At 72.0% G+C, this 13,481-nt stretch carries 15 protein-coding genes and 2 pseudogenes; 9 read left to right on the forward strand and 8 right to left on the reverse strand.

Annotated features, from left to right (window positions below):
* Positions 1-64: 64 nt before the first annotated feature.
* Positions 65-889: an alpha/beta fold hydrolase gene (locus AC38ZX_RS06260; RefSeq protein WP_426595001.1), complete on the reverse strand. Its 825-nt coding sequence runs from the start codon at positions 887-889 to the stop codon at positions 65-67.
* Between the two features lie 155 nt (positions 890-1,044).
* On the opposite strand from AC38ZX_RS06260, the pseudogene AC38ZX_RS06265 reads away from it, so the two are divergent.
* From AC38ZX_RS06265 to AC38ZX_RS06275, 3 genes and pseudogenes are all read left to right on the forward strand, one after another.
* A pseudogene (locus tag AC38ZX_RS06265) lies at positions 1,045-1,449 on the forward strand (Dyp-type peroxidase); the annotation flags it as partial.
* 64 nt (positions 1,450-1,513) lie between these two features.
* Positions 1,514-1,987, forward strand: coding sequence for a Dyp-type peroxidase (locus AC38ZX_RS06270; protein ID WP_491297320.1), 474 nt, complete (start codon positions 1,514-1,516; stop codon positions 1,985-1,987).
* The gene (locus AC38ZX_RS06275; protein WP_491297321.1) at positions 1,984-2,781 is read left to right on the forward strand and encodes a family 1 encapsulin nanocompartment shell protein; all 798 of its coding nucleotides are present in this window, start codon (positions 1,984-1,986) and stop codon (positions 2,779-2,781) included. The genes AC38ZX_RS06270 and AC38ZX_RS06275 overlap by 4 nt, the downstream gene beginning before the upstream one ends.
* On the opposite strand, the gene AC38ZX_RS06280 is transcribed toward AC38ZX_RS06275, so the two are convergent.
* On the reverse strand, positions 2,782-3,090 hold the full coding sequence (locus AC38ZX_RS06280) for a DUF5808 domain-containing protein (protein ID WP_426595004.1): 309 nt from the start codon (positions 3,088-3,090) through the stop codon (positions 2,782-2,784). It lies immediately after the preceding gene.
* 70 nt (positions 3,091-3,160) lie between these two features.
* Here AC38ZX_RS06280 and AC38ZX_RS06285 point away from each other — a divergent pair, with 70 nt between their 5' ends.
* Positions 3,161-3,523, forward strand: a complete 363-nt coding sequence (locus AC38ZX_RS06285) for a hypothetical protein (protein ID WP_491296730.1) — start codon at positions 3,161-3,163, stop codon at positions 3,521-3,523.
* Here AC38ZX_RS06285 and AC38ZX_RS06290 read toward each other — a convergent pair.
* Positions 3,458-3,682, reverse strand: a pseudogene (locus AC38ZX_RS06290) (TetR-like C-terminal domain-containing protein); the annotation flags it as partial. The gene AC38ZX_RS06285 and the pseudogene AC38ZX_RS06290 overlap by 66 nt on opposite strands.
* 82 nt (positions 3,683-3,764) lie before the next feature.
* Complete coding sequence (locus AC38ZX_RS06295; protein ID WP_491296731.1) at positions 3,765-4,082, reverse strand: helix-turn-helix domain-containing protein; 318 nt, start codon at positions 4,080-4,082, stop codon at positions 3,765-3,767.
* Between the two features lie 131 nt (positions 4,083-4,213).
* On the opposite strand from AC38ZX_RS06295, the gene AC38ZX_RS06300 reads away from it, so the two are divergent.
* Complete coding sequence (locus AC38ZX_RS06300) at positions 4,214-5,740, forward strand: MFS transporter (protein WP_491296732.1); 1,527 nt, start codon at positions 4,214-4,216, stop codon at positions 5,738-5,740.
* A 56-nt stretch (positions 5,741-5,796) separates the two neighbouring features.
* Here the strand turns inward: AC38ZX_RS06300 and AC38ZX_RS06305 are convergent, their stop codons facing one another.
* Positions 5,797-6,195: an SRPBCC domain-containing protein gene (locus AC38ZX_RS06305; protein WP_491296733.1), complete on the reverse strand. Its 399-nt coding sequence runs from the start codon at positions 6,193-6,195 to the stop codon at positions 5,797-5,799.
* A 129-nt stretch (positions 6,196-6,324) separates the two neighbouring features.
* Between AC38ZX_RS06305 and AC38ZX_RS06310 the strand changes: the two genes are divergently transcribed.
* Positions 6,325-6,765, forward strand: coding sequence for a hypothetical protein (locus tag AC38ZX_RS06310; RefSeq protein WP_491296734.1), 441 nt, complete (start codon positions 6,325-6,327; stop codon positions 6,763-6,765).
* Positions 6,766-6,852: 87 nt separating this feature from the next.
* On the opposite strand, the gene AC38ZX_RS06315 is transcribed toward AC38ZX_RS06310, so the two are convergent.
* Together AC38ZX_RS06315 and dinB are read right to left on the reverse strand one after the other, a co-directional pair.
* Complete coding sequence (locus AC38ZX_RS06315; protein ID WP_491296735.1) at positions 6,853-7,050, reverse strand: hypothetical protein; 198 nt, start codon at positions 7,048-7,050, stop codon at positions 6,853-6,855.
* Positions 7,047-8,543, reverse strand: a complete 1,497-nt coding sequence (gene dinB, locus AC38ZX_RS06320) for a DNA polymerase IV (RefSeq protein WP_491296736.1) — start codon at positions 8,541-8,543, stop codon at positions 7,047-7,049. The genes AC38ZX_RS06315 and dinB overlap by 4 nt, the downstream gene beginning before the upstream one ends.
* A gap of 311 nt (positions 8,544-8,854) precedes the next feature.
* Between dinB and AC38ZX_RS06325 the strand changes: the two genes are divergently transcribed.
* The 3 genes from AC38ZX_RS06325 (at position 8,855) to AC38ZX_RS06335 (ending at position 11,050) form a co-directional block, all read left to right on the forward strand.
* A complete protein-coding gene (locus AC38ZX_RS06325) occupies positions 8,855-9,643 on the forward strand; it encodes a DUF4214 domain-containing protein (RefSeq protein ID WP_491296737.1) in 789 nt (262 codons plus the stop codon).
* Positions 9,571-10,584, forward strand: coding sequence for a hypothetical protein (locus tag AC38ZX_RS06330; protein WP_491296738.1), 1,014 nt, complete (start codon positions 9,571-9,573; stop codon positions 10,582-10,584). The genes AC38ZX_RS06325 and AC38ZX_RS06330 overlap by 73 nt, the downstream gene beginning before the upstream one ends.
* Before the next feature lie 70 nt (positions 10,585-10,654).
* Positions 10,655-11,050 carry an RCC1 domain-containing protein gene (locus AC38ZX_RS06335; protein WP_491296740.1) on the forward strand — a complete coding sequence of 132 codons (396 nt, stop codon included), beginning with the start codon at positions 10,655-10,657 and terminating at the stop codon, positions 11,048-11,050.
* Between the two features lie 45 nt (positions 11,051-11,095).
* Here the strand turns inward: AC38ZX_RS06335 and AC38ZX_RS06340 are convergent, their stop codons facing one another.
* Entirely contained in the window at positions 11,096-13,480 is a 2,385-nt protein-coding gene (locus AC38ZX_RS06340) for a lysylphosphatidylglycerol synthase domain-containing protein (protein WP_491296741.1), read from the reverse strand.
* Position 13,481: the final 1 nt, after the last annotated feature.

Genomic DNA, 13,481 nt, shown 5'->3' on the forward strand with positions numbered 1-13,481 from the left:
CTAGCCACGCCGGCCCACACGCCGATCGCGCCGCCCCCAGGCGTCGCAGCGTCGGAGCGTGGGATCAGGACCGGATGAACTCCAGCAGGTCGGCGTTGATGGTCGCGGCCTGCGTGGTCGGCATCCCGTGCGGGAACCCGGCGTACGTCTTGAGCGTGCCGTTCTGCAGGAGCGCCGCCGAGAGGGGGCCGGAGTCGGCGTACGGCACGATCTGGTCGTCGTCGCCGTGCATCACCAGCGTGGGCACGGTGATGGCCCGCAGGTCGTCCGTGAAGTCGGTCTGCGAGAACGCGACGATCCCGTCGTAGTGCGCCTTGGCGCCGCCCATCATCCCCTGGCGCCACCAGTTGGCGATGATCGCCTCCACGGGCTCCACGCCGTCCCGGTTGAAGCCGTAGAACGGGCCCGAGGGCAGGTCACGGTAGAAGGCGGAGCGGTTGGTGGCCACCTGCTCCTGCAGGCCGTCGAAGACCGCCTTCGGCAGGCCGCCCGGGTTGGCCTCCGTCTGGACCATGATCGGGGGGACGGCGCTGATCAGGACGGCCTTGGCCACCCGGCTCTCGCCGTGACGGGCGATGTAGTGGACGACCTCCCCGCCGCCGGTCGAGTGCCCGACGTGGACCGCGTCGTGCAGGTCGAGATGCTCGACGACCGCGGCCAGGTCGTCGGCGTAGTGGTCCATGTCGTGGCCGTCGCCGGTCTGGGTGGACCGGCCGTGACCTCGGCGGTCGGCGGCGACGACGCGGTAGCCGTGGCCGAGGAAGAACAGCATCTGGGTGTCCCAGTCGTCGCTCGACAGCGGCCAGCCGTGACTGAAGACGATCGGCTGACCAGAGCCCCAGTCCTTGTAGAAGATCTCCGTGCCGTCGGTCGTCGTGATCGTGCCCATGACTGCGCTCCCATCGGGTCGGTCATTCGACACTAGGGTCGGACCCGGGCCTCCGCGACCTATCCTGACGACGTGGCCATGAACGCTGGACGAAGGGACGACGCGTGACCTCCCAGCCCGTGCTCACGCCGCTGACCAGCAACGCGATCTTTCTCGTGGCCAGCATCGCGCCCGGCGGCGAGCAGCAGGTCCGTGACCTCCTGACCGACGTGACCGGGCTGCAGCGATCCGTCGGGTTCCGGGAGCCGGCCGGGGGCCTCGCGGTGGTGACCGGCATCGGCTCGCGTGCGTGGGAGCGGCTGTTCGTCGGCGCCCCGCGCCCCGCCGGGCTGCACCCGTTCCAGGAGGTGCACGGCGACAAGCACCGCGCGGTCGCCAGCCCCGGGGACCTCATGTTCCACATCCGGGCCACGCGGATGGACCTGTGCTTCGAGCTGGCCACGCACCTGGTCGACCGTCTGCGCGGCGCCGCGGTGGTGGTCGACGAGGTGCACGGCTTCAAGTTCTTCGACGAGCGCGACCTGATGGGCTTCGTCGACGGCACGGAGAACCCGACGGGCGCGGCGGCGCTCGCCGCGGTCACGATCGGCGACGAGGACCCGGCCTACGCCGGCGGGAGGCTACGTGGTCGTGCAGAAGTACCTGCACGACCTGGACACCTGGAACGCGCTGCCGGTCGAGGTCCAGGAGCACGTCATCGGCCGCACCAAGCTGAACGACATCGAGCTTCCCGACGACATCAAACCGTCCAACTCGCACGTCGCGCTCACCACGATCGAGGCCGCCGACGGCACCGAGCGCCAGATCGTGCGCGACAACATGCCGTTCGGCCGGGTGGGCGAGGGGGAGTTCGGCACGTACTTCATCGGGTACGCGAACCATCCCGACGTGATCGAGCAGATGCTCACCAACATGTTCGTCGGCAAGCCGCCGGGCAACTACGACCGCATCCTGGACTTCTCGACGGCGGTCACCGGCAACCTCTTCTTCGTCCCGACCGTCGAGTTCCTCGACGACGGGCCCGTACCGCCCGAGGCCGCAGCAGCGCCCGACTCCTCGCTGGGGATCGGCAGTCTTCGAAGGAGCACGTCGTCATGAACAACCTGCACCGTGACCTTGCGCCGATCTCCGACGCCGCGTGGGAGGACCTCGAGGCGGAGGCCCGCCGCACGTTCACGCGGCATGTGGCCGGCCGACGCGTCGTCGACCTGATCGGCCCGGCGGGGGAGTCCCTCGCCGCCGTCGGCACGGGCAAGGTCACGCCGGTCGCGCCGCCCGCCGACGGTGTGCGCGCGCAGGTGCGGCTCGCGCAGCCGCTGGTCGAGCTGCGCGTGCCGTTCACCGTCGACCGGCAGTCGGTCGACGACGTGGAGCGTGGCCGCAAGGACCCCGAGTGGCGGCCGGTCAAGGACGCGGCCAAGCAGATCGCCTTCGCCGAGGACCGCGCGATCTTCGAGGGGTTCGCCGCGGCCGGGATCGACGGGGTCCGCGCGAGCATCTCGAACGCGCCGGTACCGCTTCCGGCGGAGGTTCGCGACTATCCGACCGCGGTCACGCAGGCGCTCGCCGAGCTGCGGCTGGCGGGGGTCGACGGCCCGATCGCCCTGCTGCTGTCGGCCGACCTCTACACGGCCGTCACGGAGACCTCCGACCACGGCTACCCGATCCGGGAGCACCTGGCGCGCGTCGTCGACGACATCATCTGGGCGCCCGCGATCGACGGGGCGTTCCTGCTCTCGACCCGCGGCGGCGACTACGAGCTGCACCTCGGGCAGGACCTGTCCATCGGGTACCTCTCGCACGACGCGGCGAGCGTCCAGCTCTACTTCCAGGAGTCGTTCACGTTCCTGGTGCAGACGAGCGAGGCCGGCGTCGCGCTGACGAGCGACTGATCAGCCGACGATCCGTCCCTTCACCAGCTCGACCACGCGGCCGACGTTCAGCGTCCAGCCGATGCCGAACACCCGCGGGTTGATCAGTCGCGAGCTCGAGGGGTTCCACATCCGCTCCCGGACGCGCGAGAGGGTCGGGAACCGCAGGTCGTAGGGCACGAAGCCGACGACGACGCCGTTCCAGGTGCGCTGCTCCGGCGGCGTACGTATCTCCTTGACCACGGCGGTGACGGTCAGGGCGAGCGTGATCAGCTTGATCAGGCGGCGGAAGTCCTGCTTGCGCTTGAGGCGTTCGTCCTGCGTGGTCATGTCGGCTCCCCGCGTCGGGTGTGATGCACCCATCCTGCGGGCAAAGACGCGTGGGCGCTACGGTCGGGGCATGGGGCGACGGGTCGCGTGGTGGGTCCTGGTCGGCGCGCTGGTGGGGCTCGGTATCGCCGGGCTGCTGACGATCGGGATCCTGCTGCTCGGCGCTGCGCTCGTGCTCGCCGCGATCGGGTCGTCGACGCCCCGGCTGCGCAACCGGTCCGCTATCGGGCTCGTGGGCGGGCTGGCGGCCGCGCCGCTGGGGATCGCCTGGCTGAACCGTGGTGGACCGGGGTCGGTCTGCACGGTCTCCGCCGGCACGACGAGCTGCCTGGACGCCTGGAGCCCGTGGCCCTTCGTCGCGGTCGGGTCAGCCCTGGTGGTCGGGTGCGGCGTCCTGGTGCACCGGGCGCAGGGCGAGCGGCAGGATCACTGAGTCGATCACCCGCGCCACGAAGGCGTCGTCGACCGGGAGACCGGCCACGATCTTGCGGTAGGAGATCATCGCCGGCGCGACGGCCGCGACGAACTCGAGATCGATGTCGTCGCGCAGCTCGCCGCGCAGCCGCGCGCGCTCGAGGGCTCGTGCATGAGGCGCACGCGCGAGGCCACGAAGTGCTCGTGGAAGACGCTGGCCAGCTCGGGGTTCTCCCGCACGGCGGGCATCAGCCCGTACATCAGCTCGGCTTGTTGGCGGCCGGGCGCCCCAGGCGGACGGACTGCAGGTCGCCGCGCAACGACCCGGTGTCGACCACGTCCTGCGCGCTCATCGGGAAGTTCCCGCCGCAGACGATCGCGTCGACCGTGAGCAGGACCTTGGACGGCCAGCGGCGGTAGACGGTGGCCTTGCCGGCGCCCGCACGGTCGGCGACGGCGTCCATCGTCATCCCGTCGAAGCCGCGCTCGACCAGCAGCTCGCGGGCTGCATCGAGGATCGCGTCGTCCTTCGACTCGTCGCGTCGTCGGCCGGGGCGGCGAGCCACCGTCGTGTCCACTGCACCTCTTTCGTCGGAGATCACGTCGTCGGGACCATCATGACATATGTAACGATACTCAGGGGTTCCGGAACTGGCGAGTTCTGTATTACAGTCTTCTCACCGACCACGACGTCCCAGGAGGCTTCGCCATGTCCGTCACCCCAGTAGTCGCACAGGAGAGCAAGCACCGCTGGTGGGTGCTCGCCACCGTCGCCCTCGCTCAGCTCATGGTCGTGCTCGACGCGACCATCGTGAACATCGCCATGCCCTCGGCCCAGGCCGACCTCGGGTTCAGCGACAACGACCGCCAGTGGGTGGTCACCGCGTACGCCCTCGCCTTCGGCAGCCTCCTGCTGCTCGGCGGCCGGCTGGCCGACATGTTCGGTCGCCGCCGCATGTTCCTCATCGGCCTCGTCGGCTTCGCCCTGGCGTCCGCCCTCGGTGGCGCGTCTCAGAGCTTCAGCATGCTCGTCGGCGCCCGCGCCCTGCAGGGCGCCTTCGCGGCGGTCCTCGCGCCCGCGGCCCTGTCCGTCCTGACGACGACCTTCACGCTCCCCAAGGAGCGCGCTCGCGCCTTCGGTGTGTTCGGCGCGATCGCCGGCATGGGCGGCGCCATCGGCCTGATGCTCGGCGGCTACCTGACCGAGAACTTCAACTGGCGCTGGAACCTCTACGTCAACGTCATCATCGCGGCGATCGCGTTCGTCGCAGGCACCATGCTGCTGTCCAAGGTCGTCGTCCGGCACCACAACCAGCTCGACCTGTCCAGCATCCTGCTCGCCTCGGGCGGCCTGTTCCTGCTCGTCTTCGGGTTCTCACAGGCCGAGCCCAAGGGCTGGTCGTCGCCCGAGGTCTGGGGTTCGCTGGCCGCCAGCGTGGTCCTGCTGGTCGGCTTCGTGCTCCGCCAGCGCACCTCCGAGTTCCCGCTCCTGCCGCTGTCCATCGTGCAGGACCGCGACCGCGGCGCCTCGTTCCTCGCGATCCTCGTCGCCGGTTCGGGCATGTTCGGCGTCTTCCTCTTCCTCACCTACTACCTGCAGCTGACGCTCGGGTACTCGCCGGTCCAGACCGGCACCGCGTTCCTGCCGATGATCGTGTTCATCGTCATCACCGCACAGGTCCAGAACAACCTCCTGGTGCCGCGGTTCGGGCCCAAGGTCGTGGTGCCGATCGGCATGGCGCTCGGCGCGAGCGCGATGCTCGTCTTCACGACGCTCGTGGCGGGCAGCCCGTACTGGCACGTCCTGATCGGCCTGATCCTCATGGGCATCGGGATGGGCTCGATCATGCCGCCGTCGTTCCAGGCCGCCACGCTCGGCGTCCCGCGCTCGTCGGCCGGTGCGGCCTCGGCCATGGTCTCGACGAGCCAGCAGGTCGGCGGCGCCATCGGCACCGCCGTGCTGAACACCATCGCGGCGACCGCCGCGGCGGCCTACGTCAGCGACCACCTGCCCGCCACCCCGGACGTCGTGGCCGCCGGCGCGATCCACTCGTTCTCGGTGGCGTACTCCTGGTCCGCCGGCATCTTCGTCCTCGGCGCGATCGTGACGGCGAGCCTGTTCCGGACGCGTGCCGACCGGAGCGCCCGGCTCGAGGCCGCAGCGCAGGCCGCGCCGGCCACGGTGTCGGCGTCCGACGCGTCCTCCGACGACGACGCACCGGTGCTCGCGCACTGACCGTCCGACCGCACGCCGGAGCCGCCGACCGTCTGACCGGTCGGCGGCTTCGCGCGTCATGCCGGGGCGAGCGGCTCGACCAGCCGGGCGAGGACGAGCCGCCAGACGTCGTCGGCGTCGTCGTCGTCACCCCCGAGCTCGTCGACCTCGAGGCGGACGGCGCAGCCGCCGGTTCCGGGCGTGACCAGCCACGTGAGGTAGACGGGCGGGTCGTCGGCGACGCCCTGCAGCACGTAGGACAGGCGCTCCGGCGGCCGGCAGCACAGCACCTGCCCGCGCAAGGTGTGCCCGAGCGGGTGCGCCGCCTCGATCGTGGCCTGCTCGGTCCACGACGAGACGAGGTGCATCCCGTACAGGTAGGTCGAGGTCTGCTCGGGGTCGGTCAGCGCCGACCAGACGCGCGCCGCGCCGGCGGGGGTGCGGCACTCGTACGCGCGGCTGACCAGCCCGTCCATCCTGGCGCCTCTCCTCGGCGAGCGACCCGCCCAGGATCCCGCATCGGGACCGACCCGGCGGGGTGAACTTGCCCCGCACGGGGACGTTGGGCCCTGGTCGGCCACGGCCCCGCGCAGCACGCTCGAGGGGTGAGTCTTGCGGGTCTCGAGCACAGCACGGACGGTGGCGCCGATCGGTATGCGGCGTCGCGTCTGTGGCTGGTCGGGCTCACGGGACTGACCACCGTCGGCGTGCTCGTCGGGGTCCAGGGATTCCTGTCGGGAGCGTTCGACCCCCTCGTCGAACAGCTGGCCGGATCCCTCGAGGTGTCCGTCGGGGCCGTGCTGCCCGCGTGTGCACTCGGGGTCGGCGTCGGTCTTCCCCAGACCGTGGCGCTGGCGCTCGGACTCCGGCGGCACCCGAAGGCAGGCCTCGTGGGCCTCGGCGCGGGAGCCGTCCTCACGGGGTGGGTGCTCGTGCAGCTGCCGTTGATCGGGTGGACGTCCCCGGTGCAGTGGGTGTTCCTCGCTGTCGGGCTGGGGGAGATCGCGGCGTCGATCCTCTGGCTGCGCAGCGCACGGGTGCGTTGACGGGGCGGCGCGGCGCTGCGGTGTGGCAGCGCCGCGCCGCACGTCACGCGTGTCCAGTGCGGGAGGGGCTCACGGCGCGCCCCTGCTTTATGCCGCAAGGCCCTGGTCGCCGCGGCGGGTGCGGCGACGGCCCGGGACCACCGCGTGGTCGTCGACGATCTGGTCCTCCTCGATGTGGGCGCCGATCTCGACGACGACACCGGCACCGAGCCGCGCGCGGCTGCCGATCCGGGCGCGGCTGCCGACGCGGGAGCCGCGCCCCACGTGGACGTGCGTTCCGATCACGACGTCCGACCCGACCGCGACGTCCCGGTCGATCCAGCTCCAAGCACCGATCCGCGTGCGGTCGCCCACCGTCGCGCCGGCCTCGACGTACGCGGTCCGTGCGATCTGGGCCTCGGCGCTCGCGCGCGCGTCCGGCGAGACCAGCCCGCCCCCGTTCGCGTGCCGGTCGTAGCGCACCATCCGACCGTTGTCGTCCTCGAACTCGACCCGGCCCTTCCTCGTCGACATTGCCACCTCTTCTTCGGAATCGTTCTCGTTATGTCATAACAGCGGCGCGGCCGTGCCGATTCCTTCGGGCAATCAGTCGGGGGCTGCGGCGCGGCGAACCCGTCGCCGGTTCGCAGCAGGCTCGCGCGCCGCAGAGCCGCCGTGCCGAAGCGCGCCGAGACCCCGTCCAGCGCGGCGTCCAGACCGCTGTGGTCGGGTCCGTCCAGGGGGAGCACCATCTGGTAGAACTCGTCGGACTCGAGGCCGGTCAGCGCGATCCCGACCAACGTGATGCCGCGCGACCGGATGAGCGGGGCGGCCGAGTCCAGCAGGTGCAACGCGGCCGCGGCGATCTGCTCTCCCGACGCCGTGGCCTGCGGCATCGACCGTGACCGGGTCGCCTTCGTGTAGTCCTCGAACCGGAGGCGCAGCACGACCGTGCGGGCGGTGCGGTGACCGGTGCGCATCCGCCGGCAGACCCGGTCCACCAGGCCCAGCAGCGCGGCACGGACGAACTCGTCCTCGTGCGGACCGTGCCCGATGGCCCGCTGCGCACCGATCGACCCGCGCGGCCGGCCCGTGATCACCGTCGCGGGCGTCTGACCGTGCACGACGGCGTAGAGGTGCCGCCCGGCCGCCGGGCCGAGGGTGCCGGTGAGCACCGACTGGGGGAGCGCGGCGACGTCGCCCGCAGTCCACAGCCCGTACGCGTGCAGCTTGGCGGCCGTGATCTCGCCGACGCCCCACAGCTGTTCGAGCGGGAGCGGGTGCAGGAACGCCTCCTCGGCGTCGGGGGGCACCAGCAGCAGCCCGTCCGGCTTGGCCACGCGGCTGGCGACCTTGGCCAGGAAGGGCGTCCGGGCCACGCCGACCGTGATGGGCAGACCGACCTCGTCGCGCACCCAGTCCCGCAGCCGCGCGCCGATCTGGAGCGGCGGCACGTCGATGCGGTGCAGGCCGGCCACGTCGAGGAACGCCTCGTCGATGGACACTCCCTGGACCTGGGGCGTCGTGCGGCGGAAGAGCTCGAACACCGCCTTGCTCGCCTCGACGTAGGCGTCGAACCGTGGCCGGACGATGATGAGTCCGGGGCACAGCGCGCGTGCCTGGCGCCCGCCCATCGCCGTGCGCACGCCCTGGCGCTTGGCCTCGTAGGAGGCCGCGAGCACGACGCCGCCGCCGACCGCCACGGGGCGGCCGCGCAGGCGCGGGTCGTCGCGCTGCTCGACGGAGGCGTAGAACGCGTCGAGGTCCGCGTGCAGGATGGTCGATCGTCTCTCGGGCACGAACACATGTTCGACCCGGGGTCTGACATCGGCCTACGCGACACCCCCCGACGACAGCGAACCGACCCAGCACGCCCGCCGCTGCCGCAAGCGACCGCGTAGGGCCCGCGCCAGGTGCTGTGGAGGTCGGACTCGCTCAGGCCTGCGCTTGCCGGTCCGAGTGTGCCCCCGCGCCGGCCGTGGGTGAACCACCCGAACGTGGTCTGCCGTAGGGCGACGCCTACCGGTACCTTCGGCACACCGACGTCGCTGGGGGCATTGTGTCGTTTCACGTAGCTCGTGCGGGTGCCCTGCGACGGATGGTCGCGTCGGTGGGAGCGTTCGCTGTCGCCGCGGCGCTCGGCGTCGCCGTGTCTGGGCCCGCGTCCGCCGAATCGGACGTCCAGCGCCAGCAGTTCGTGACGGCGGTGTACCAGGACCTCTTCGGTCGTGCTCCGGATCCGACGGGTCTGGCCGGGTGGACGGCGGCGTTGCGGTCGGGCACCCCGCGGGTGGCGGTGGCGAACGCGATCACCCACAGCCACGAGTTCCGGGCCACGCTGATCACGGACACCTACCTGAAGTACCTGGGGCGCGGGCCCGACCCGGCGGGTCTGCAGAGCTGGCTGGTCGCGATGGACGGCGGGGCCACCATCTCGCAGATCAGTGCGGGGTTCATCGCCTCGGACGAGTACTACGCGCGCAGCCACGACGATCCGATCCAGTGGGTCGGCGCGATGTATCACGACGTGCTCGGCCGGGCTGCGTCGGCGCAGGAGTCGATCGCGTGGTCGGACCCGCTGGTGCACGGGAAGGTGTCCCGCACCGCGATCGCGATGGGGATCCTGCTGTCCGAGGAGCACCTCGCGCCCGTCGTCGCGGGCTACTACCAGCAGCTGCTCGGGCGGGGTCTGGACCCGACGGGTCGCCGGAGCTGGATCTCGTTGCTGCAGGCCGGCACGCACGACGAGGACATCATCGGCGGCATCGTCGCGGCTACGAGTACTGGACGAACAACGTCACAGCCCTCGATGTCCCGCCGCCGCCGGTGGATCCCAACCCACCCGTCCGGATCTACGTCTCGGGTGCGACGACGACCGCCGGGGCCCATGCCGCGTTGACGGCCGTGCTGGTCGACGCCGCCGGCTACGCGCTGCGCGACGTGACGGGTCAGACCACCTTCACCATCTCCGCCGGCGGCACGTGCTCCGCGAGCTCCTGCTGGGCTACCGCGGCCGGGGACTACAAGGTCACCGGCACCGCGGCGGGCTTCTCCAGCTTCAACACGCTGCACGTCGACCACGGCCCGGCGGTCTCGTCGGTCCTGCTGGTCGCCGGGCTGTCTGCGCCGGGTGGGACCGTGCCGACCGGTGCGTCCCCGGCGGTCACGGTCACACCGGCCGACGCCTTCGGCAACCACTGGGACGCGACCGCCGAGATGACGGTGACGCTCGACGCACACCCCTGCGCGGAAACCTGCGGTCCGGTCACCGCGGGGACCCACACGGTGTCGGCGGTGCCCACGGCCGGTTCGTCTGTCCCTGGTCCCACGGCGATGACCCTCGTCGGCAAGGCGCCGACCGTCGCGGGCGAGCGTCTGTTCCAGTTCGGGATCGATTCGAACGGTGTCGTCACCGGTCCGACCCAGGTGGGTACCGGGACATGGTGGACGTCGATCGCCGCGAGCGACTACCAGGCGATGATCCTGCGGTCGGACGGCTCGGTGTGGAGCGCACCTGTCGACTCGGCGACACCCACCACGTCCGTCGTGCCGGCGTGGGTGCCCGGGACGGGCACATCGCAGACAGCGTCGTCGATCTTTGCCCTGACCACCGGCTCGTTCGCGGTGTTCTCGCCGGGCGGGCTGAAGGCGTGGGGCACCAATGCCGACGGCGAGATGGGTACGGGCACGCCGGACGCACAGGTGACCGTCTCGACAGCCGTCGTCGCCCCGGCCGGTACCACCTGGCAGAGCATCGTCGGTGACGAGAACTACACGCTGGGCCTGACCTCCGCGGGCGAGCTGGGCATGGGGGGACAACTCCCACGGCACCTTCGGTGACCTGTCGGCGAGCCGCGGGGTCCCGGCACGGGTCGGCACGGACCACTGGAAGTCCGTCGCGGCGGGGTGGTTGGAGGCCGTCGGCGTACGGAGCGACGGGACTCTCTGGCGCTGGGGTCAGACGCCGGAAGTCGCGGGTCCGATCACCCCGCAACAGGTCGGGACGGCGACCGACTGGGCAAGCGTCGATGGCGACTTCTTCGTCTTCGGTGCGCTCACCACGACGAAGGAGCTCTGGACCTGGAGCGAGTCGACGTGGGATCCGACGCCTCCACGGCGGGTCACGGCGCCGGCGACGTGGAACAAGCTGTCGATGGGGTTGCCCGCCTGGACGGCGATCGCGTCCGACGGCTCGCTGTGGACCGGCAATGTCGACAACGACGACCTGACCGTCCGCATGGGTACCGATGTCGGATGGACGGATCTCGCATCGATGTGGGGGAGCACCTTCGCGCTGAGGCCGTGATCGCGCGCCGGCATCACCGTCTGGGGTGTCGGGCTCCGACCATCGCTACAGCACGGACCGCCGGGTCAGCACCCGGAACGAGACGAAGCCGGGCAGGATCGGCAGCCAGAAGGTGGCGACGCGGTAGAGCAGGACCGCCGCGAGGGCGGGCCCGGATGGGACGCCGATCCCGGTCAGCGATGCCAGCAGGACCGCCTCGACGACGCCCACGCCACCGGGCGTCGGCGCGGCCGTCGCGACGGCGCCGGCGGTCAGGGAGACCAGCGCGACGGCGACGAACGTGGTCGAGTCGACGCCCATCGCCCGCACCGAGAAGTAGAGCGCGAACACGTACCCGAGCGGCAGGAGCGAGACGCCGAGCAGCAGCGTGACCAGCTTGACCGGGCTGGACACGACGATCCGCATGGCGTCGACGGACGACCGGACGGCCGGGACGAGCCACGCCCGCAGGAGGCGGCGGACGCGCGGGATCGCCAGCGCGACGCCCACGAGTGCCAGGACGCCGGCGACGATCGCGAGCACCACGCCGGCCGGCGGGAGGCTGTGCAGCTCGTCGGTCAGCGCCCCCGTCGAGCCCGCGACGACGGCGAACGTCGAGAGCAGGAGCAGGTGCACGACCAGCACCGCGGTCTCCTTCGCCGCGCTCGACGAGACCGCCACCGGGGTGACGAAGCCGCGCTTCTGCAGGTAGCGGATGTTCAGACCCACCTGCCCGACACCAGGAGGCGAGAAGGTGGCGACGAACGACGACGCGACCGCGACGCTCGCGGCCTCCCCGACGGGCACCCGGCCGGGCGTGCCACCGGCCAGGCCGAGCGCGGCGCCGAGGTAGGTCGCGGCGGACGCCAGCAGCACCGCGCCCGCCCACCACGGGTCCGCCCCGCCGAGCGCGGTGATCGAGCGCGGGAGGTCGGCGAACTGCGGGGCGAGAAAGTAGACGGCGATGGCCAGGAACGCGGCGACCACCAGCGTGCGGGGCTTGAACCGGGCGACCGTCTGGAAGTCGGGCTCGGCTGCCCCGGTCACCCGCCGGACCTCGTCGACGAGCGGCGCGATGCCGCCGGCGGCCTTGACCGCCGCACGCGTCCGCGTGGACAGGCTGCCAGGCACGAGCCGGGGCAGCGCGAGCGTCAGGGCGGCGTGGCCGAGGGCGTCGTCCGCCGCGGCGACGGCCCGCTCGGGCCCGACGACCGCCGACGTCGCCGCCAGGAGCGCGGCGACGTCCCAGGCCAGGAGCGCGGCGTTGGCGGCCGGCTGGGCGTGGTCGAGGTCGGTGACCCAGACGGCGCCGTCTCCGTCCAGGGAGAGCCGGGTCAGGTCGAGCTCCCGGTGCGCGATGCCCGCGTCGTGCAGGAGGACGATCTGCGCCCACGCCCCGGCCAGGACGTCAGCGGACAGCTCGTCGAGGTCGCTGAGCAGCACGCCGTCCACCGCGTCCACCGCGAGCAGCGACTCACCGCGGGGGGCCGTCGCGACCGCGCGCACGGTGGGGACGCGGACGGCCCGGGACGCCGCCAGCAACAGGGTCATGGCCTCGGTGGTGACCAGCCGCAGCGGGTCCGGGTCGACGCTCGTCTCGCCGACGTCGCGCCAGCGCAGCCGCCGGTAGGCCTCGTCGAGGCGGGCGGAGCTCCATCGGTGCTCCTCCAGGACGCGGATGTCGACCGGGCCCTCGTCGGCCGTTCCACGGAACGTCCAGCGGGTCCCCGCCCGCGGCTCGGGGTCGCCCGCGAGGGGCAGCCCGGACCCCGCGAGCGTGACCCGGACCCCGTGCGGGGTGAGCCGCCCAGCGGTGCGTCCCAGGGCCAGCATGATGCCCGAGCCGACCACGCCACCGATCCCGACGGCGATGACGACGTCGACCGGCGCCGACGCGCTCGTGACGACCCGCAGCGCGATGAGCAGGCCAAGCAGGAACCACACGGCCCGCCGCCAGGGTCGGCGCAGGCCGCCGGTCGCGGTGACGGCCAGCGCGGTGCACCCGGCGAGGACGCTCGTCGGTGGCCACGACACCTTGGTGAGGTCCACGGCGTCGTCCACGCCGAGCGACGCCGACGGGATCTGCGGGAGGAGCTGGACCAGCCAGAACGCGAAGGGAGCCAGCGACAGCGCCAGGGCGCCACGGGCCAGCATCGCGAACCGCCGCATCACGAGCAGCACCAACGGCGTGACGAGCAGCGCCAGGATGTAGGTGACCTGGACCAGCACGAGGACCACCCCGAGCACCGACCGCGGTACCCGGCCGATGCCCTGCTGGACGTCGTCGGCGATCCCGCTCATCGTCGCGCCGGCGACCGTCGCGAACAGCAGCCCGGCGACGAACACGATCAGCCAGCCGAACCCCGCCTGCCCGTCACGGAAGCTCCGCCGGTGCCGGACGTCGACGTACATCGGCGGCGCGGCGGCTGCGTCGGACGGCGCGTCGAGCATC

The organism is Cellulomonas sp. McL0606, from assembly GCF_058248365.1.